The following is a 17,479-nucleotide window of genomic DNA, read 5'->3' as shown; positions in this document are numbered from 1 at the left end:
CAAGAACGCCGCGCAGCGTCTGAGTAACCGGGAGCTAGGCCTGCGCCGGGACGGCAGCGCCCGCGCGCGGACGGACAGTGATCCGGACAGGAACACCACGCCCAACGAGGAGCGCCCCACGGCCGGCGAGCCGATCGACGTGGCGACCGGCGAGATGGTCATGTCCGCCATCGACGTCACCCTGCCCGGCGCCCTGCCGGTGGTCCTGGAACGGCACTACGTGTCGGGGCATCCGTGCGGGGGATGGTTCGGCCCCACCTGGGCGGGCACGCTGGACCAGCGTCTGGAGATCGACGGGGCGGGTGTCGTTTACGTCACGGACGGCGGCATGCTCCTGACGTATCCGGTGCCGACGCCCGATGTGGCGACGTTGCCCACCTCCGGTCCCCGTTGGCCGCTGTACTGGGACGGCAAGCCCGACGGCGCCTTCCGCATCGTCGTCCCGGATCGCAATCGAACCCTGCACTTCGCCCCGCTGCCCGTGGGGGGCCGTGAGCTGGCTCTGACGGCGATCACCGACCGGACAGGCGACGGCGACCGCATCGACATCGCCTACGACGTTCAGGGAGCGCCGAAGGAGATCACCCACTCGGGCGGCTACCGTATCGCCGTCGACACCGACCCCAAACTGCTGCGGGTCACAGCCCTGCGTCTCCTGCACGGCGAACAGCGCGAGCACAGCACCACCCTCACCTCCTACGCCTACGACCCGGCGGGCAACCTGATCGAGGTCTTCAACTCGACCGGCAAAGCCTTTCGTTACCGATACGACGATGAACACCGTGTGACGTCGTGGACGGACCGCAACGGCACGTCGTACGGCTATGTCTACGACCACCGGGGCCGTGTCCTGCGCGGCATCGGCCCGGACGGCATCCTGTCCGGTCGGATGTATTACGACACGGCCGCCCGGACCACCCGGTACACCGACTCGCAGGGCAACACCAGCGCCTACGTCTGCAACGAGGCGTACAAGATCACCGCGTACACCGACCCGCTGGGGAACACCACCCGCACGGAGTGGGACGAGAGCAATCGGCACCCCATCGCCGTCACCGACGCCCTGGGGCGCACCACGCGCTACCGCTACGACGACCAGGGCCGGCTGATCGCCGTTGAGCGACCCGACGGCACCGTGGCCGGGACCGTCTATGACGACCGCGGCCTGCCGCGGGAGACCCGCGCACCGGGCGGCGCGGTATGGCACCACACGTATGACGACCGTGGGGCACACACCTCCACCACAGACCCCAGCGGCGCCGTCACGTGCTACGGCTACAACAGGTCGGGCCACCTGACCTCCATCACGGACCCTTTGGGCCACACCACCCGTATCACCACGGACGCGGCGGGTCTCCCGGTCGAGACAACCGACCCTGTGGGGCGCACCACCTCCATGCGCCGGGGCCCGCACGGCCAGGTCACCGCCGTCACCAACGCGCTGGGCCAGACCACGCGTCACGGCTGGACGATCGAGGGGATGCCCGCCTGGCGCGAGGGGCCGGACGGCGCCCGCGAGGTGTGGCAGTGGGATACCGAAGGCAACCTGGTCCTCCACACGGACGAGGCGGGGCACACCACCACCTACACCTATACCTACTTCGACCAGCCCGCTACGAGGACCGACCCCGACGGCGCGCACTATTCCTTCGCCTACGACACCGAGCTGCGCCTGATCGATGTCACCAACCCCCAGGGCAAGCGGTGGCATTACACGTACGACGCGGCAGGCCGTCTGGTTGCGGAATCCGACTTCAATGAGGTTGTGCGCACGTATGAACGTGACGCGGCAGGCCGCCTCACGGCCCAGACGAACGCGCTGGGCGAAAGGCTGAGCTACACACTCGACGCGCTCGGACGCATGGTCAGCCAGCACGACGAGACCACCGGCGACATCACGACCTACGCGTACGGCGCGAGTGGCGCCCTGCTCCGCGCGGCGAACGCGGACACGGAACTGACCCGGGAACACGACGCGGTCGGCCGCGTCGTCTCGGAAACAGTCAACGGACGCATGAGCGCGTACGCGTACGACGCCATGGGCCGCCGCACCCGGCGCACGACTCCTTCCGGCCTGTGCTCCGAGTGGATTCACGACCCCGCGGGTCGCCCTACCAGGCTGAGCAGCGCCGACGGAAGCATTGCCTTCGCCTACGACGCAGCCGGCCGTGAGACCGAACGACGCATCGGCGACGACACCACCCTCACGCAGACCTGGGACAGGGGCGACCGCCTCACCACGCAAACCCTCGCCACCCGCCACCAGTCCGAAGCCGACCGCATCCTCCAGCACCGCACCTACGCTTACCGCCCCGACGGCTACCTCACCGAAATCCGGGAGCTCACGACCGGAACACGGCGTTTCACGCTGGATCCCGCGGGCCGGGTGACGGGCGTCCAGGCACACGGCTGGAGCGAGAAGTACGCCTATGACTCCACGGGCAACCAGACCCAGGCCGCAGCACCGCACCACCCCGCGACCGGAGACCGGGCCTACGAAGGCGCCCTCATCCGCCGGGCGGGCCGCACCACCTACGAGCACGACGCCGCCGGCCGTCTGATCCGCAAGACCCGCAAGCTCCTCAACGGCCAGAGTCGCACCTGGACGTACGCCTGGAACCCGGAGAACCGCCTCACCAAGGCCACCACCCCGGACGGCGAGGAATGGACCTACGCCTACGACCCCCTGGGCCGCCGCATATCCAAAACCAGCCCGGACGGCACCCCCCTCACCTTCACGTGGGACGGCACCCAGGTGGCCGAGCAGTTCGCCTCGGACGGCACGGCGACGACGTGGGACTACGCGCCGGGTACCCACCGCCCGATATCCCAGTCCACACGCCAGACGCTCGAGGCTGGGCCCGAGACCACCAGTTCAATACTCGACATCGCCGACACCACCACCCAGTCCGAGTTCGACGCACGCTTCCTCGCGATCGTCACGGACCTCGTCGGCACGCCCATCGAACTGGTGACGCCCGACGGCGCCCTCGCCTGGCAATCCCGCACCACCCTCTGGGGCACCCCCCTCCCCGATTCAGAGGGCGGGCTGGACTGCCCGCTCCGCTTCCCCGGCCAGTACGCGGACGAGGAAACCGGCCTCAACTACAACTACTTTCGGTACTACGACCCAGAAACCGCCCGTTACACCACACCGGACCCGCTCGGGTTGGTTCCGGCACCTAATGCGGTGGCGTATGTTCGTAATCCCCACAGCTGGACTGACCACCTAGGGCTGGCCGGGGAGCCGGAATGGGCCAATCCCGAAGATCTGAACTTCTCCCAACGCACCGTTTCCCCGAACGACTACGTGGAGAAGATGCGCTCCGGGGAGTGGGATTGGCAACGTCCCGGAACGGCTTTGAAGGTCATGGAAATAGACGGCCAACTGGTGTCATACGACAATCGCAGGCTTGATGCGGCGCGCGAAGTGGGGAGGCCGGTAATCATCGAGCGAGTCGATCCGAACGCGGTTCACCCCGATTCGACAACCGGACGAACATGGGCGGAGCAATTCAGGAGGAGAATGAATTCCGGGCGGAACAGAAATGAACTAGGTGAGCCGGTCCCCCCGACGGGACTACAGGAGAGGCCGCAGCACGTGCGCAACGGGAAGTGTAAGCCGAAATGACCGCGATCGAACGCCTTTGGGAAGATTTCCAGCTTCCCATCAGAGACGCCCTGCATTTTGCAGATGGGGGCTCCTATGATGTTGACCTCGACTCCGACGAGCCGGGCGGTTTGAGGGTGCTCGCCCCGTTCGGCCTGGATGAGATCCTGGAGAGCGATCCGTCTTGGGTGTCTTCGGTCGATGGGCTGGCCGCAGTAGACCTGGGGAGTAAGGGGCTGTTGTGGGGCGGAGAGGGCTCGTACGGGTCAGAGGGGTTCATTGCACGGTTGACTGTTGACCGCGCACTCATCTGGGCAATTTTCTTCACAGAATCCAATCCCTTTGATCGGATCCAGCTGTCCGGAAACGTCGCCACCTTTAGCTCAACCTCTGGGTTCGAGATTACGGTTGACATTGACGATCCACGAACTCTGATCTCTGGACCTGAAGCAAACAGAACGACGTGAGGATTACCTCCTCCAGTCGTAGGAGAGCGAGGCCGGAGCACAAAACAGGTTGCGTGGGGCCGGCGTAGGCCTGCGGCGTCTCGAAGCCGGTGCTGTCCCCTGCATCGCGGCGGCCAGGCCGAGCTTGGCGCTCCGCTTCCCGGGCCAGTACTTTGACCCCGAGTCGGGCCTTCACCACAACTACTTTCGCACCTACGACCCGGAAACCGCCCGCTACCTCTCCCCGGACCCGATCGGATTGTCGGGCGGCCCGAACCCGTGTTGGTACGGGCCCAATCCCTGGGGATGGATCGACCCATTCGGTCTGGCTTTGTGCAGGGCCAAACCGAGGATGGAAGACGGGACATCGAGATGGGGGTGGAAGCACATCGATGAGCGTCACGTATCCGGCAGCCATTCGACTGGGCATGGCGACCTGATGCCCCCGACGACCACCAGGGCCCAGGTCGAGGCTGCCGCCGAGTATATTCTCGATAAGGGAAATCGTGTTTCTGATCCAGATAACCGGATACAGACAATCGAGAAGCGGATGATCGTCAACGGCATGCGGGCACGCTTTCGTCTTGTGGTCGACTCGGAGGACGGGAATAAAGTTATTACGTTCGTCCCTGTAGGAAAGAGTTACGTGCCATGATTGTAGAATTTACCGTCCGCCCAGACCAAGGGGACCCGAGCGGGTTTGACCTGGGGGATATGCGTTGGGTCGGAGAGCTGGGGGAGGCCAATTCCGTTGGGCAGACCCCTGACCAGGGAATGATGATCTACCTCTCTGTCGTGCAAGTCCTCGACTGTCTCCGTCCGATGCTGGAAGGGCGCGTCAAGAATGCTGCCTTCGTTGGCGTAGATACATCGTTCCAGCTCGTGTTTCGCAGCGGAAAGAAGGGGATCGGCATCTTTGCCCCCTCTGGGCCGGTAGCTCGAATTGGCGCCGCCGAACTGGCGGGCACGGTACTGCTGGCTGCAGAAAAACTATTGAACGAGAAAATCGGTGAACTGCCATCTGATGATGGCGCAAAGAGTGACTACCTTCTTTCTTTGGGTAAATTCCGGAATGTCACCCTATTGCGGTGAGCTTGCAGGGGCTGATGGCGTGCTAGATATGAGCTCGCCAGCCGTGGGGATGACATTTGGATCGCGTCGGAAAGCCGGTGGGACCGGCGTAGTCGTTCTGGCTCTCCGGATCGCGCACAACCGTGATGCGCGGGGGCTTCCGGGCGTGATCTTCACGCGGGACGACCGGGCGGGGGAGGGCAAGCTGTCCTCCCGGCTGGGCCTGGTGACGGAGGCGATCGAAGCGCCAGCGGGTGTACGCGTACCTGGTCGCGCAGCTGTCCCAGGGCGGCAAGGCGGATGACACGATCGTGGACGAGGCCCAGTTCCTGGCCCCGCGGGCGCTTTCTCCCCGGACGTCCTCCCGGTCAACCACGCCTGACGGTCCGCCGCATGAACTTCCCGGAGTGGTGCGCCGGGGACGGCAGCCGATGACCAAGTGCTCAGAAGGCACCTTCGGTCGTGCAGGTCAGGGGGTGCATCGTCCCGGCATACATCACTGCAGCCAGCGACTGGTGATCGAAATCTTTGGAGGGCCCAACTGATGCTCCACGATCACCAAGAATTCGACGTGACGGTCGTCGCTGCCGCTCCCGTGGGCGCAAAGGCGGAAGTAGACGGTTCCGACGGCGTATTCGGATTCATCGACCAGGCGAAGCACCCGTCCTGGTGGGACGAGAACGTGGCGCCGCCGCGCGCCGGCGACAAGCTCCACGTCTGCGTGCTGGACGCCACCCGCGAGCCGTTTCCCCGTCTCAGCGCGCTCCAGAACGACATCGACGTCGCCCGGAGGCTGAGAGGTGACGCCTAGCGCGGCAACGGTGCCACGTCGCCCCATGGGCTCGAAACGGCCCCGTGCCCGGGCAGTTCCTGGCCCCTGCGCAGATCGACTTCCGCACGAAGCTCTTCCCCGGCTCCCAGCGTCTGGTCGAGCTGCCGGACCGCCTGGAGCAGCTCCAGGTCGAGGCGCTGTGCTGGTGCGTGGCCCGCGCCACCCACAACGCCCGCTTCCGCGAACTGACCAGGGGGACCCATAACTTCGACGTCGCCCCCATCGGTCGGGTCACCGCCGTCCATGCCCACGGCTGGACCGAGAGTACGCCTACGACGACCGCGGCAATCTCGCCCACACCACCGTGCCCGATCACCCCTCCAACGTGGACCACGAGTTCAGCGGGGCCCTGATCGCCTGGAACGCCGAGGATCGCCTCACCGACGCAACAACACCCGACGGGGACCACTGGCAGTACACCTACGACGCGCTCGGCCGACGCACGGCCAAACAGCGCCTGGGTGCCGACGGCGAGATCGCGGAACGCATCACTTTCACCTGGGACGGCACCCGCCTGGCCGAGCAGGCTACCCCTTGGATGGTCACACGACCACCTGGGACTATGCGCCGGGCACCCACCGCCCGCTGACCCAGGCCGACCACCACACGCAGGCACAGTACGACACCCGTTTCCACGCGATCGTCACGGATCTCGTCGGCGCCCCGACGGAGTTGGTGACACCCGACGGCCGTGTCACCTGGCAGCGCCGCACCACCCTCTGGGGGACGGAGGGACGGACCTTCCGATGCCGCCCGGCTCGGCAACGGTCGACTGCCCGCTCCGCTTCCCGGGCCAGTACCGCGACGAGGAGACCGGTCTCAACTACATCCTAGAGGCGCCGCGCGCGATGCACGCGAGGTTCTGCGCTTCCGGGGCCCGCCGGGCGTGCCCCCTATCGTGAGGCCATGAGGATGTACCAGAGCACCGCTGTGAGTGTCGACGCCATGCTTGAGGACCTGCGCACGCTCGTCGAGGTCGAGTCCCCGTCGCGTGACCTCGTTGCGCTGAACGCGTCGGCCCACGCCGTGGCGGCGGTCATCGAGAGCCGGCTGGGCGGGCAGGCCGTTCTGGTGGAGAGCCAGGCCGGGCCGCACGTGCACTGGTCGGGCGGAGGCGATCCCCGGGTGCTGATCCTCGGTCACCACGACACGGTCTTTCCGCTGGGCACACTGGCGCGCCGCCCCTTCCGGGTGGAGGGCGGGCACGCGACGGGCCCTGGAGTCTTCGACATGCTCGGTGGTCTGGTGCAGGCGATTCACGGCCTGGCGGCGCTGGACGACCTGTCGGGCGTGGAGGTGCTGGTGACCGCCGACGAGGAGATCGGTTCCGGTTCCTCCCGGGTTCTGATCGAGGAGCGGGCTCGCGCCTGTGGTGCGGTGCTGGTGTGCGAGGGTGCGGCCGACGGCGGGGGCCTGAAGACGGGTCGCAAGGGGTGCGGCACGTTCGAGGTGCTCATCAAGGGGCGGGCGGCGCATGCCGGGCTGGAGCCCGAGGCCGGTGTGAACGCGCTGGTCGAGGCGGCGTACCAGGTACTGGACATCGCGGCGCTGGGTCGGCCGGAGGTCGGGACGACGGTGACGCCGACGGTGGCGTCGGCGGGAACCTCGGACAACGTCGTTCCGGCGGCGGCGACGGTGCTCGTCGACGTCCGGGTCGAGTCGGCCCGGGAGAAGGAGCGCGTCGAGTCGGCGATGGCGGGACTGGCCCCGCATCTGGACGGGGCGGAGGTCGTGGTCCGGGGGGCGGTGGGCCGGCCCCCGATGCCCGGGTCGGCTTCGGCGGAGCTGTTCGCGCTGGCACGGCGACTGCTGCCGGGTATCGAGGGCAAGGCGGTCGGTGGCGGCAGCGACGGCAACTTCACGGGCGCGCTGGGGGTGCCTACGCTCGACGGCCTGGGAGCGGTCGGCGGCGGTGCTCACGCCGATCACGAGTACCTGGTGGTCGACGCGATGGCGGAGCGGGCGCATCTCGTCACCGGACTGGTGCACGCGATCCGCGACGGCGGAATCCTCTGATCCTGCCGCCGGTACGAAGCCTCCGAGGCGGGCTGACCGACGAGGGCACCGGCAGGTGATCCGTCCGTCACTTCCGGCCCCGCGGGGGCTCCACGGCCGACCGCAGCTCACAACGGACAGCTGCTCACCTCGGCCGGCCGCCGCCGGGCCGGACCTGTGCCTGCACATGATCCGGTGCGACCTCGGCCCGGTGGTGGCCGCGGACGCGGCGAACCTGCCGGCCACAGGGTGGACTCGTGCCGCGTGACGCTGAAAGGCCGAGCCGGCGGGTGCCGGCCGCGCTACCTGTACCCGGAGAGTGTCCGTAACGCCGCGCCGACCGCCGCGTACGCCGGATGGCCGGCCGAGCGGGGCGGCCAGGATGAGCGTGCCCCGACCGGCGCTGCGGATGATCATGTACGGCCGCCGGGCGCCCTTCCTATGAATGAACAGCGAGCCCTGTGCCCGGGGCCCGGTCCCAGCACATCCGGGACCAGGGGAGCGCGAGTTCGGCCCGGTCGGTGATCTGGCGCGGCGTCAGGGAGTCGACGGCGGCCGCCTCGCGGTGGCGGGCGTACACGCTGTCCACGTACCGGTGGCCGGTGTCGGGGGCGATGAAGAGGACCGTACGTTCCGGGGCCCGGGACCGTTCCCAGCGGGCGGCGAGGTAGCCGGCCCCGGTGGACAGACCGGCGAACACCGCGTGCCGCCGCAACAGGTCGACGCCGCCGGCCAGGGCGGCGTCGAAGGAGATCCAGTGGAGCGTGTCGTACGACGCGTGGCTGACGTTCCCGAAAGGGATGGAACTGCCGATCCCGGCGATGATGATCTCGGGATCGGCGACGTGTTCGGCGCCGAAGGTGACACTGCCGAAAGGCTGCACGCCGACGAGTTCGACGTCGGGGGAGTCCTCCCGCAGATAGCGGGCGAGGGCTCCGGTGGAGGCGCCCGAGCCGACACCGCCGACCAGGGTCAGTCCGCCCCCGTCCCCGCTCCCGGCCCCGCCCGTCGACCGCCGGATCCGCTCCGCCACCGCCCGGTAGCCCAGGTAGTGGATGTCGTCGTGGTACTGCCGCATCCAGTGGTACTCCGGGTGCTCCACGAGGATCTCGTGGATGCGCTCGACCCGCCGCTTCTGGTCCAGCTTCAGGTCGTCGCAGGGCTCCATCCGCTCCAGCGTCGCCCCGAGGACGGCGAGTTGGATGCACAGCGTGCGATCGACGGTCGTCGAACCCACGATGTGACAGCGCATCCCGTGGCGGTGGCAGGCCAGCGCGAGGGCGTAGGCGTAGATCCCGCTGGAGCTGTCCAGCAGGGTGTCCCCGCGGCGCACCACCCCCGTGTCGAGCAGGTGGCGGACCGCGGCGAGGGCGGAGACGACCTTCATGGTCTCAAAGCGCAGGCAGACGAGCCGGTCGTCGAGGCGTATCAGGTCGGGCCGGCCGATGGCCTGCGCGATGTGCTGGTCCACTCGGGAGCTCCTTGGTCGTCGGGAGGGGGGAGAAGGTCGTGAAGACGCGGGTCGCGGCGATGCCGTTGCTGTCCAGGGCGCGTACGCAGCCGCGGATCCGGTCGCGCAGGCCCGGGGCCGCCGGGTCGAGGAGCAGACCGGCCACCGCGCCGCTGTGCGCGATCTGGACCCCCAGGGCCCCGAGCCGCCGTCCGACGTCGATGAGCGTGTCGAACTCCGGGTGGCGCAGCAGTTGTTGCCCCCGCCGCGCGCTGGCGTTCGCGACGTGGCCCAGCAGGGCCGCGTCACCCGTGGCCACGGCCCGCCGCAGCAGGGTGCGCAGCCGCGCGAAGGCGCGTACGTCACTCTCGTCGTACGTACGGACCGGCAGGGAGAGGGTGTCCACCGGCGCGCCCCCGCCCAGGGCGCAGCCCACGACGACGAGGGGCGGCAGGCAGCGGCCGAGGATCTCCAGCACCCGCCCCTCGCGCTGGGCGAAGAGCACCGGGCGGGCGTCGAGCATCAGTGGGTCGCAGGCCAGTTCGGCGCGCACCGCCAGCCGGGCCACGGTGTCGGGCGCCAGCCGCACCCCGTAGGAGTCCGCGACCGCGCGGACGACGGCGATGACATCACTGGTGGAGCTGCCCATGCCGAGGCCCACCGGGATGTCACCGGTGATCCGCAACTCCCCTCCGCAGGGCGGCTCCCGGCGCAGCGGCGCGCATTCCTCGACGGTGAGGGCCGCCGCGCGGGCGGCCTTCGTACGGTCGCCCGGCCGGACGGTGAGCTGCTCCGGCGGGGTGCCGGGACGCCGGGTGAACTGGGCCCGGCTGCCCATCCCGCTCATCGGGAGGGTGACCAGACCGGCGCACCGGCGCCCGGTGGCGTCGAGGAAGACGCCCTGGAGGATCTCGCCGTGGTGGCAGGAGGCCCGGCCGGCGCCGCGGCGAGCGCTGGGCGCGATCACGGCCGCCCCGCCGTCCGGTAGCGGTACAGGGTCGTCGGGTCGGCGCTGAACTGGGAGAAGGGGAAGGGCTCGGCCGACAGCGCGGTCACGCCGGAGCCGAGGAAGGCCCGGGCGACCGCGCTGCCGCTCTGCGCGTAGACGACCAGCGGGACGCCCCGGGTGCGGCAGCGGTCGAGGACGGTGTCGAAGGAGCCGTTGCTGAGCGTCATACCGGTGGCGATCACGGCGTCGGCGTGGTCCAGGACCTCGTGCATGTCGGTGGTGACGGGATCGCCCCACTGGGTGGCTTCGAGGTTGAAGTCGCACGGCAGCGGTACGCCGCCCCGCTCGCGGATCGCCGCGACCAGCGGGTTCACCACGCCGATGAGGCCGACCCGGGCGCCCGCGCCGATGTCGAGCAGCCCGGCGACGGCCGCGTCGCGGGCCCGGGCGCGTGCCTCGGGGGTGCCGGCGGGGAGGGTGACCGGCTCGGCTCCGGCGTCGCGGTGCGGGTGCTGCCCGGCCAGGTACGCGTCGAGGGCGGCGATCCGCAGGGGGCGCGGAGCTTCGCGCAGCAGGACGTCGAGCCGGGTGCCCGAGGCGTCGCGGCAGATCGCCGGGTCGATCTCGCCGGCCTCGAAGGCACAGCCGCCGAAGGAGCCGCCGAGGCGCACCAAGACGTACTGGTTCAGGTAGGTGGTGTCGCCGTCGGCCAGCCGGGTGCCGTGGTGGATCCAGAACACGCTGGTCGCCACGAGTTCGCTGGGCAGCGGGCCGTGTGCTCCGGCCAGTACGGCCGCCATCAGGGCGTCGACGGTCGGTGCGGGCGCGGTGGTCGGGTGGCTCGTCATGACATTCCTTCTCGGAGTGCGGGTGCGGGTGCGGGTGCGTGTGCGTCTGCGTGTGCGTGTGCCTGTGCGGGGGTGCGGAGCGGGCCGCGATAGGAGACGGCGGGCCGGCCCAGGACGTCGGTGGCCAGTTCGGCGTCGACCTCGAAGATCTGGGCGAGGTGTTCGGCCGTGAGGACGGCGGCGGGCGCGCCGGAGGCGATCAGACGGCCCTGGTGCATGAGCAGCAGCCGGTCGCAGTGGCGAGCGGCCAGGGTGAGGTCGTGCAGGGCGACCAGCACCGTCTGCCCGGTGCCGGCGAGCAGCTCCATGAGCTCCCACTGGTGCTTGACGTCCAGGTGGTTGGTGGGTTCGTCGAGGAGCAGGCCGTACGGTTGCTGGGCGAGCGCGCGGGCGATGTGGGCGCGCTGCCGTTCGCCGCCCGACAGACCCTTCCAGGAGCGCCCGGCGAGCGCGGTGAGGCCGACGCGGTCCAGCGCGGCGGCGACGACCGCCCGGTCGGTGGCGTCCGGGCCGTGCCACCGGTCGCGGAAAGGGGTCCGCCCCAGCCCCACGACGTCGGCGACGCGCAGGTCGGTGCCGAATCCGGAGTCCTGCTCCACGAAGGCGATCCGGCGGGCGATCCGGCGGGCGCTCCAGTCCCGTATCGAATGGTCGTCGTAGCGCACCGTGCCCGCGTCGGGCACGCGCAGGCCGGCCAGGCAGCGCAGCAGCGAGGACTTGCCCGAGCCGTTGGGGCCGAGCAGTCCGACCGTTTCGCCCGGCGCGATGTCCAGGTCGACCCCGCGGACGACGGGCGTGCCCGAGACCGACCAGCTCAGCCCTTCGGCGGTGATCCTCACAATTCACCCCTCTTGCGCAGGACGAGGAGGAACAGCGGTACGCCGAGCAGAGCGGTGATCACGCCGACCGGTATCTCGCGCGGCGCGAAGGCGACCCGTGCCAGGGCGTCGGTCCACACCAGGAACACCGCGCCCGCGAGCGCGGCGTGGGGGAGCAGTGCCCGGTGCAGCGGACCTGCCACCAGGCGCACCCCGTGCGGGACGATCAGCCCGACGAACCCGATGGCGCCGACGGTGCCCACCGCCACCGACGTCAGCACGGCCGTCACCACCAGCAGCAGCATCCGGGTGCGCCGTACGCCGATACCCAGCGAGGCGGCGGTGTCCGCGCCGAACGCGAGGCCGTCGAGGGCGTTCGCGCACAGCCGGGCGGCCACCAGCCCGAGCGGGGTGACGATCGCGCAGACCACGACGGCGTCCCAGCGGGCCGGAGCCATCGAGCCCAGCAGCCAGTGGGTGAGGGCGCGCGTGGTGTCGGCGTCGGCCGAGGCCATCAGGACGAGCGAGGTCAGGGCGGTGAAGAGCTGTCCGACGACCACACCGGTGAGGACGATGCGCCCCGAGTCCAGGCCCGTCCGGTGCAGCAGCGCCAGCAGCAGGCCGAAGGAGAGCAGGGCGCCGACGAGGGCGCCGCCGGTGATCCCGAGGGTTGCGGCGCCCAGCCCGGACAGCGGCAGGACGGCCACGGTGACGGCCCCGGCCGAGGCACCCGAGGAGACGCCGAGCAGGTAGGGATCGGCCAGCGCGTTGCGGGTGACCGCCTGCAGCACGGCGCCGCACACCGCGAGCGAGGCACCCACCAGGGCCGCCATCAGTACCCGGGGCAGCCGCAGGTCCCAGACGAGCGAGTCCAGCAGCGGCGGCAGCGGTTCGACGGCCAGGCCCAGCCGGGCCCCGAGCACCCGGCCGAGGTCCGTCCATCCCACCTCCGCGCTGCCGATACGGGTGCCCGCGGCCAGCGAGGCGACCAGGACGAGCACCCCGGCAAGGAACAGCCCCGCCCGGGCCGACCACCCGGACCGCCCCGACCACCCGGACCGCCCCGACCACCCGGACCGCCCCGACCACCCGGACCGCCCGGATCCAGGGGGTGCCGTGCTCACGCGGAACTCGCGGGCGGCGGGAAGCAGCAGGTCCACCACCCCCGGGTCAGCGGACATACCCGAGGTCCTTCATCCCCGCCGCCAGCAGCCCGAGGGCGTGCACGGAGCGTACGGAGGGGTCCAGTTCGATGCCCGGAACCTCGATGATCCTGTTCTCGCGGACCGCCGCCAGCCTGGAGACCACCGGGTCCTCGGCCATCGCGTGGCGCTTCTCGGCGGCGCTGTCGCCGGGCCGGCCGCGCTCGCTCAGATCGCCGATCACGATGAAGTCCGGGTCACGCTTGGCGACTTCCTCCCAGGAGACCTCCGGCCAGTCCTCGGCCACGTCGTCGAAGGCGTTCTTCGCGCCGACGATCCGGCTCATCTCACTGGGCAGACCGGTCCGGCCGGCGACGTAGGGCATGCCGCCCAAGACCGAGTAGAGGTAGACGACGGTGGGCTGCTTTCCGTCCCGGGCCATGGCCGCGGCGGCGTTCTCGCCGGCCTTGGTGACGGCGGCGCGCTGCTCCTGGGCGAGCCGGCCGGCCCGTTCCTCACCGCCGAAGACCTCGCCGAGCCGCTCGTAGTCGGAGAAGAGCAGTTCGAAGGGGGTCTTTCCGGGCTCGCTGTGCTGCGGGCAGTCCACCGCGCTGACGAAGGTGGGGACGCCCAGGGCGGCCAGTTCCTCGCGGGTGCCCGCGCGGTCCTTCGTGAAGAGGTCGGTGGAGCCGGCCACCACGAAGTCGGGGGTGGCCGAGCGCAGTTGCTCGCTGGTGGCGATCTTGGGGGTGATGACCGGGACCTTGGCGTAGGCGTCCTGGTAGCGCGCGGGGATCTTCGTCTTGAGGTTGGCCGTCCCGGCCATTCGGTCCTGTAGCCCCAGCTCCAGCAGGGTTTCGGTCGAGGTCTGGTCCAGGGCGACGGCGCGCCGCGGGGGCCGTTCGAGGGCGAGCTGCCGCCCGCAACTGCCGAATGCCGCTGTCCGGGCGGCGGGTTCACCCTTCGGCGCGTGGTCGTCGGTGGGGGCCGAGCAGCCCGTGGTGACGAGGGTCAGGGCGAGTGCGAGCGCGAGGGGGATGCCGATCCGGGCGCGGTGGCGCATGGGTTCTCCGGTCTGGGAAGAGCGTGGGTGTGGTCGTGCACCGGGCAGGAGTGCCGCTTTCGAAGGATAGAGTAATGGTTATCGTTTTCATTAACACTCCCGGGGTGGAGGTTCACCGAACCGCGACTCCGGCACCCGCCGACGAACGAGGAGCACCACACCGTGGCGACCACACCCGTGCCCGCGACGCCCACGACCGGCCCGCCGCCCACCCGTTCCCTCCTGCGCGACGCCGCCTTCCTGCGCCTGTGGGCGGGCACCACCGCCTCCGGACTCGCGACCTGGGCGCTCCCCTTCGTCCTGGGCCTCGCCGTCCTGCACCGGGAACTCGGCGCGGCCGGCCTGGGCCTGGTCCTCGCGGCCCGCACCGCCGGATTCCTCGCCGCCGTCGCCGTCGGCGGGGTGCTGGCCGACCGTCACTCGCGCCGGGCCGTCGTGCTCTGGTCCGCCCTCGCGGCTGCGGCCGCCGCCCCGCTCCTCGCCCTCGGCCTCGGCCGGTCGCTCCTGGTGATGACCCTGGCCGCCGCCCTCGCGGGCGCGGGCCAGGGGGCCTGCCGGCCCGCCTTCCAGGCGCTCACCGCCGAGGTCGTCGCCGCCGACCGCAGGCAGCACGCCAATGCCGCCATGACCCTGGCGATACGGACCTCCACACTGGCGGGCCCCACCCTGACGGCGCTGCTCGCAGCGTTCGCCGACGTGGGAACACTGCTGCTGGGCATCGGCCTGCTCTGGCTGGTCGCCGCCCTCCTGCCGGGCCGCGGCGCCCCGGCCGCCGGATCCGGGGCCCCCGCACCGCGCGCCTCACTGCGTGCCGAGTTCGTCGACGGCATACGCGAGGCCCGCCGCCACCCCTGGTTCCTCGCCGGACTCGCGGCCCTGACCACCGTGATAGCGCTCGGCTACTCCGCCACCGGCGTCGCCCTGCCCCTCATCAGCCGCGACCGCTACGGCGCCGGGTGGGTCATGGCCGCGGCCATGACCGCCTACACCGTGGGCGCGCTCGGCGGGGCCCTGTTCACCGCCCGTCGGCGGCCCCGCTCCCAGGGCTGGAGCGCCTTCGCCGGCCTTGCCCTCTACGGCTTCGCGCCGCTGAGCCTGATGCTGCCGGTCCACCCGGCCGTGGTGATCGCCGCGTACGTCGTGGCGGGCATCGGGATCGAGCTGTTCAACGTGCCCTGGTTCACGGCCATCCAGCGCGAGGTCGCCCCGGACAAGCTCGCCCGCGTCTCCTCGCTGGACTTCCTCCTGTCCTACGGCCTCGCACCGGTGGGCCTCGCCCTCATCGCCCCGGCCATCGGTGCCTTCGGCGTCACCCCGGTCCTCGCCGTGTGCGCCGCGGCCTGTTTCCTCGTACCCGCCGCGGCGGCCCTCGCGCCCACCGCCCGGTACTTCGGGCGGACCCCGGGGCCGAGGGCGCACTGAGTTCAGCGCCGCGAGCGTACGAGGGCGAAAACCGCGCCCTCCGGGTCCGCGACCGTGGCCTGCCGCCCGCGCGGGCCCTCCCGGGGCGGGTCGACGACGCGCCCGCCGAGTTCGACGACCCGGGCGGCCGCCACGTCGGTGTCCTCCATTTCGAAGTACGCCATCCAGTGCGGCCCCCGGTCGTGCGGCAGCGAGCGGCCGACACCGTGCACGGCGGCCACCGGGCGCCCCTCCAGGTGCAGGGTCAGGTAGTCGAAGTCGTCGGAGGCCGTGGCGGGCGTCTGCGCCTCGTGGCCGAAGACGTGCTCGTAGAACTTCCCGACCGTCGAGGTGTCCTGGGTGACCAGCTCGTTCCACACGGGGGTGCCCGGCCCGCGGTACGGCCGGGTGCCCATGAGGCTCTGCGCCTGCCACAGCCCGAAGATCGCACCCAGCGGATCGGAGCAGATCGCCACCCGCCCCGCGATACCGGCGTCCAGGGGACCCACCGCGACCGTGCCGCCGCAGGCGCGGACCGACTCGGCGGTCGCGTCCGCGTCGTCCGTGGCGAGGTACGTCGTCCAGGCCACCGGAAGATGCCGGTCCGGCGGCATTTCGCCGATCCCGGCCACCTCGTGGCCGTCCAGCACCGCGCGGACGTAAGGGCCGAGCTGCTCGGGGCCGGGCTCGTACTCCCAGCCGAACAGGTCGGCGTAGAAGTCCTCGGTGGTCCCGAGGCCGTGCACCATGAGGCTCACCCAGCACGGGGTACCGGGCGTGCGCCGGGTTGGTTCCGCTGCCTCGGTCATGTCAGCCGTCTCCTCCGTCGTGGCGCTTACCGGTGCTGATGCTTCCACTCCCGGCGGCTCGGCGCGCCCCGACCGGGCCGCATAAATGCGGCCCGGCGCGGAGTTGACCGGATCGGTCCGGCCCGCCGACGACGGCCCTGTGACGCCGGTGCCGGGCGGGGAGGAAGATGGCCGACATGACTGCGAAATCTGCGATCCTCGCCGCCGCCGAACTGAGGAACGAGCTGGCGGGCCCCCGCCCGCCGGTGCTGCTGGACATCCGCTGGCAGCTCGGCGGCCCCGACCAGCGGGCCGCCTACGAGGCAGGACACCTGCCCGGAGCGGTGTACGTCGACCTCGACCGCGAACTGGCAGGTCCGCCCGGGGCGGGCGGCCGCCACCCGCTGCCGGACCCGGAGGCCTTCGGGGAGGCGATGCGGCGGGCGGGCGTTCCGGCGGACGGACCCGTCGTCGTGTACGACGGCGGGCTGGGCTGGGCGGCGGCCCGGGCGTGGTGGTTGCTGCGCTGGACGGGTCACCCGAACGTGCGGGTCCTCGACGGCGGCTTGACCGCCTGGACGGCGGCCGGCGGCGCGGTGACGGCTGATCGGGTGACTCCGGTCGAGGGCGATTTCAAGCCAACTCCCGGGGCGGTCGGACTGCTGGACGCCGACGCGGCGGCCCTGCGTGCGCGGGCGGGAGTCCTCCTGGACGCCCGCGCGGGGGAGCGCTACCGGGGCGAGGTCGAACCGATCGACCTGGTCGGCGGCCACATCCCGGGCGCGCTGTCGGCCCCCACCACGGAGAACGTCGGCCCGGACGGGCGGTTCCTGCCGTCGGACGCCCTGCGTGCCCGGTTCGAGGCGCTCGGCGCGGCCGAGGGGACCGCGGTGGGTGTGTACTGCGGCTCCGGGGTCTCCGGAGCGCACGAGGTTCTGGCCCTGGAGGTGGCCGGCATCGAGTCCGACCTCTACGCGGGCAGTTGGTCCGAGTGGTCCCGCGACCCGGCCCGACCGGTGGCCACGGGCCCGGACCCCCGGTAGGCCGGGCCGCCGCCGGGCAGGAC

At 70.9% G+C, this 17,479-nt stretch carries 15 protein-coding genes and 4 pseudogenes; 12 read left to right on the top strand and 7 right to left on the bottom strand.

Annotated features, from left to right (window positions below):
* The 10 genes and pseudogenes from ACWGIU_RS08255 to ACWGIU_RS08210 form a co-directional block, all read left to right on the top strand.
* The coding region (locus ACWGIU_RS08255; RefSeq protein WP_453703594.1) for a DUF6531 domain-containing protein at positions 1 to 3,631 on the top strand (3,631 nt) is incomplete at its 5' end.
* The gene (locus ACWGIU_RS08250) at positions 3,628 to 4,077 is read left to right on the top strand and encodes a hypothetical protein (protein ID WP_453703592.1); all 450 of its coding nucleotides are present in this window, start codon (positions 3,628 to 3,630) and stop codon (positions 4,075 to 4,077) included. The genes ACWGIU_RS08255 and ACWGIU_RS08250, both read left to right, overlap by 4 nt.
* A 118-nt stretch (positions 4,078 to 4,195) precedes the next feature.
* Positions 4,196 to 4,711, top strand: a pseudogene (locus tag ACWGIU_RS08245) (RHS repeat-associated core domain-containing protein); the annotation flags it as partial.
* Entirely contained in the window at positions 4,708 to 5,148 is a 441-nt protein-coding gene (locus ACWGIU_RS08240; RefSeq protein ID WP_453703590.1) for a hypothetical protein, read from the top strand. The pseudogene ACWGIU_RS08245 and the gene ACWGIU_RS08240, both read left to right, overlap by 4 nt.
* Positions 5,149 to 5,197: 49 nt before the next feature.
* Positions 5,198 to 5,465 (top strand): annotated as a pseudogene (locus ACWGIU_RS08235) (hypothetical protein); the annotation flags it as partial.
* Between the two features lie 206 nt (positions 5,466 to 5,671).
* A complete protein-coding gene (locus ACWGIU_RS08230) occupies positions 5,672 to 5,938 on the top strand; it encodes a hypothetical protein (protein ID WP_453703588.1) in 267 nt (88 codons plus the stop codon).
* 53 nt (positions 5,939 to 5,991) lie between these two features.
* A pseudogene (locus ACWGIU_RS08225) lies at positions 5,992 to 6,135 on the top strand (thymidine kinase); the annotation flags it as partial.
* Positions 6,136 to 6,284: 149 nt separating this feature from the next.
* Positions 6,285 to 6,548: an RHS repeat domain-containing protein gene (locus ACWGIU_RS08220; RefSeq protein WP_453703586.1), complete on the top strand. Its 264-nt coding sequence runs from the start codon at positions 6,285 to 6,287 to the stop codon at positions 6,546 to 6,548.
* 317 nt (positions 6,549 to 6,865) lie between these two features.
* Positions 6,866 to 7,975: a M20 family metallopeptidase gene (locus ACWGIU_RS08215; protein ID WP_453703584.1), complete on the top strand. Its 1,110-nt coding sequence runs from the start codon at positions 6,866 to 6,868 to the stop codon at positions 7,973 to 7,975.
* A gap of 111 nt (positions 7,976 to 8,086) precedes the next feature.
* A pseudogene (locus ACWGIU_RS08210) lies at positions 8,087 to 8,192 on the top strand (AraC family transcriptional regulator); the annotation flags it as partial.
* 201 nt (positions 8,193 to 8,393) lie between these two features.
* Here the strand turns inward: ACWGIU_RS08210 and ACWGIU_RS08205 are convergent.
* Genes ACWGIU_RS08205 through ACWGIU_RS08180 form a run of 6 tightly spaced genes read right to left on the bottom strand, consistent with a single transcriptional unit; the run spans position 8,394 to position 14,224 of the window.
* Positions 8,394 to 9,425 (bottom strand): pyridoxal-phosphate dependent enzyme, encoded by a 1,032-nt coding sequence (locus ACWGIU_RS08205; RefSeq protein ID WP_453703582.1) that lies wholly within the window; start codon positions 9,423 to 9,425, stop codon positions 8,394 to 8,396.
* On the bottom strand, positions 9,346 to 10,371 hold the full coding sequence (locus ACWGIU_RS08200; protein ID WP_453703580.1) for a GHMP family kinase ATP-binding protein: 1,026 nt from the start codon (positions 10,369 to 10,371) through the stop codon (positions 9,346 to 9,348). The genes ACWGIU_RS08205 and ACWGIU_RS08200 overlap by 80 nt, the downstream gene beginning before the upstream one ends.
* Positions 10,368 to 11,201 carry a Rossmann-like domain-containing protein gene (locus ACWGIU_RS08195; protein WP_453703578.1) on the bottom strand — a complete coding sequence of 278 codons (834 nt, stop codon included), beginning with the start codon at positions 11,199 to 11,201 and terminating at the stop codon, positions 10,368 to 10,370. The genes ACWGIU_RS08200 and ACWGIU_RS08195 overlap by 4 nt, the downstream gene beginning before the upstream one ends.
* A complete protein-coding gene (locus ACWGIU_RS08190) occupies positions 11,198 to 12,040 on the bottom strand; it encodes an ABC transporter ATP-binding protein (RefSeq protein WP_453703576.1) in 843 nt (280 codons plus the stop codon). Before ACWGIU_RS08190 ends, ACWGIU_RS08195 begins: the two co-directional genes overlap by 4 nt.
* Entirely contained in the window at positions 12,037 to 13,200 is a 1,164-nt protein-coding gene (locus ACWGIU_RS08185) for a FecCD family ABC transporter permease (RefSeq protein WP_453703574.1), read from the bottom strand. Before ACWGIU_RS08185 ends, ACWGIU_RS08190 begins: the two co-directional genes overlap by 4 nt.
* The gene (locus ACWGIU_RS08180; protein WP_453703572.1) at positions 13,190 to 14,224 is read right to left on the bottom strand and encodes an ABC transporter substrate-binding protein; all 1,035 of its coding nucleotides are present in this window, start codon (positions 14,222 to 14,224) and stop codon (positions 13,190 to 13,192) included. The genes ACWGIU_RS08185 and ACWGIU_RS08180 overlap by 11 nt, the downstream gene beginning before the upstream one ends.
* 162 nt (positions 14,225 to 14,386) lie before the next feature.
* Between ACWGIU_RS08180 and ACWGIU_RS08175 the strand changes: the two genes are divergently transcribed.
* The gene (locus tag ACWGIU_RS08175) at positions 14,387 to 15,646 is read left to right on the top strand and encodes an MFS transporter (RefSeq protein ID WP_453703570.1); all 1,260 of its coding nucleotides are present in this window, start codon (positions 14,387 to 14,389) and stop codon (positions 15,644 to 15,646) included.
* A 2-nt stretch (positions 15,647 to 15,648) separates the two neighbouring features.
* Here ACWGIU_RS08175 and ACWGIU_RS08170 read toward each other — a convergent pair whose 3' ends face one another.
* On the bottom strand, positions 15,649 to 16,434 hold the full coding sequence (locus tag ACWGIU_RS08170; protein WP_453703568.1) for a VOC family protein: 786 nt from the start codon (positions 16,432 to 16,434) through the stop codon (positions 15,649 to 15,651).
* Between the two features lie 176 nt (positions 16,435 to 16,610).
* On the opposite strand from ACWGIU_RS08170, the gene ACWGIU_RS08165 reads away from it, so the two are divergent.
* Entirely contained in the window at positions 16,611 to 17,456 is an 846-nt protein-coding gene (locus tag ACWGIU_RS08165; RefSeq protein WP_453703566.1) for a sulfurtransferase, read from the top strand.
* The last annotated feature ends 23 nt before the right edge of the window (positions 17,457 to 17,479 follow it).

It is taken from the genome of Streptomyces sp. NPDC054840, assembly GCF_053611065.1.
Note: the sequence above shows the minus strand (reverse complement) of the source record. Positions and strands in the feature narration are given on the sequence as shown.

What these genes read in the sequence shown, in the direction of transcription:
- ACWGIU_RS08230 (WP_453703588.1), top strand. Translation starts at nt 5,672, where the DNA reads ATGCTCCACGATCACCAAGAATTCGACGTGACGGTCGTCGCTGCCGCT.
- ACWGIU_RS08165 (WP_453703566.1), top strand. Translation starts at nt 16,611, where the DNA reads ATGACTGCGAAATCTGCGATCCTCGCCGCCGCCGAACTGAGGAACGAG.
- ACWGIU_RS08250 (WP_453703592.1), top strand. Translation starts at nt 3,628, where the DNA reads ATGACCGCGATCGAACGCCTTTGGGAAGATTTCCAGCTTCCCATCAGA.
- ACWGIU_RS08195 (WP_453703578.1), bottom strand. Translation starts at nt 11,201, where the DNA reads ATGACGAGCCACCCGACCACCGCGCCCGCACCGACCGTCGACGCCCTG.
- ACWGIU_RS08185 (WP_453703574.1), bottom strand. Translation starts at nt 13,200, where the DNA reads ATGTCCGCTGACCCGGGGGTGGTGGACCTGCTGCTTCCCGCCGCCCGC.
- ACWGIU_RS08240 (WP_453703590.1), top strand. Translation starts at nt 4,708, where the DNA reads ATGATTGTAGAATTTACCGTCCGCCCAGACCAAGGGGACCCGAGCGGG.
- ACWGIU_RS08180 (WP_453703572.1), bottom strand. Translation starts at nt 14,224, where the DNA reads ATGCGCCACCGCGCCCGGATCGGCATCCCCCTCGCGCTCGCACTCGCC.
- ACWGIU_RS08215 (WP_453703584.1), top strand. Translation starts at nt 6,866, where the DNA reads ATGAGGATGTACCAGAGCACCGCTGTGAGTGTCGACGCCATGCTTGAG.
- ACWGIU_RS08170 (WP_453703568.1), bottom strand. Translation starts at nt 16,434, where the DNA reads ATGACCGAGGCAGCGGAACCAACCCGGCGCACGCCCGGTACCCCGTGC.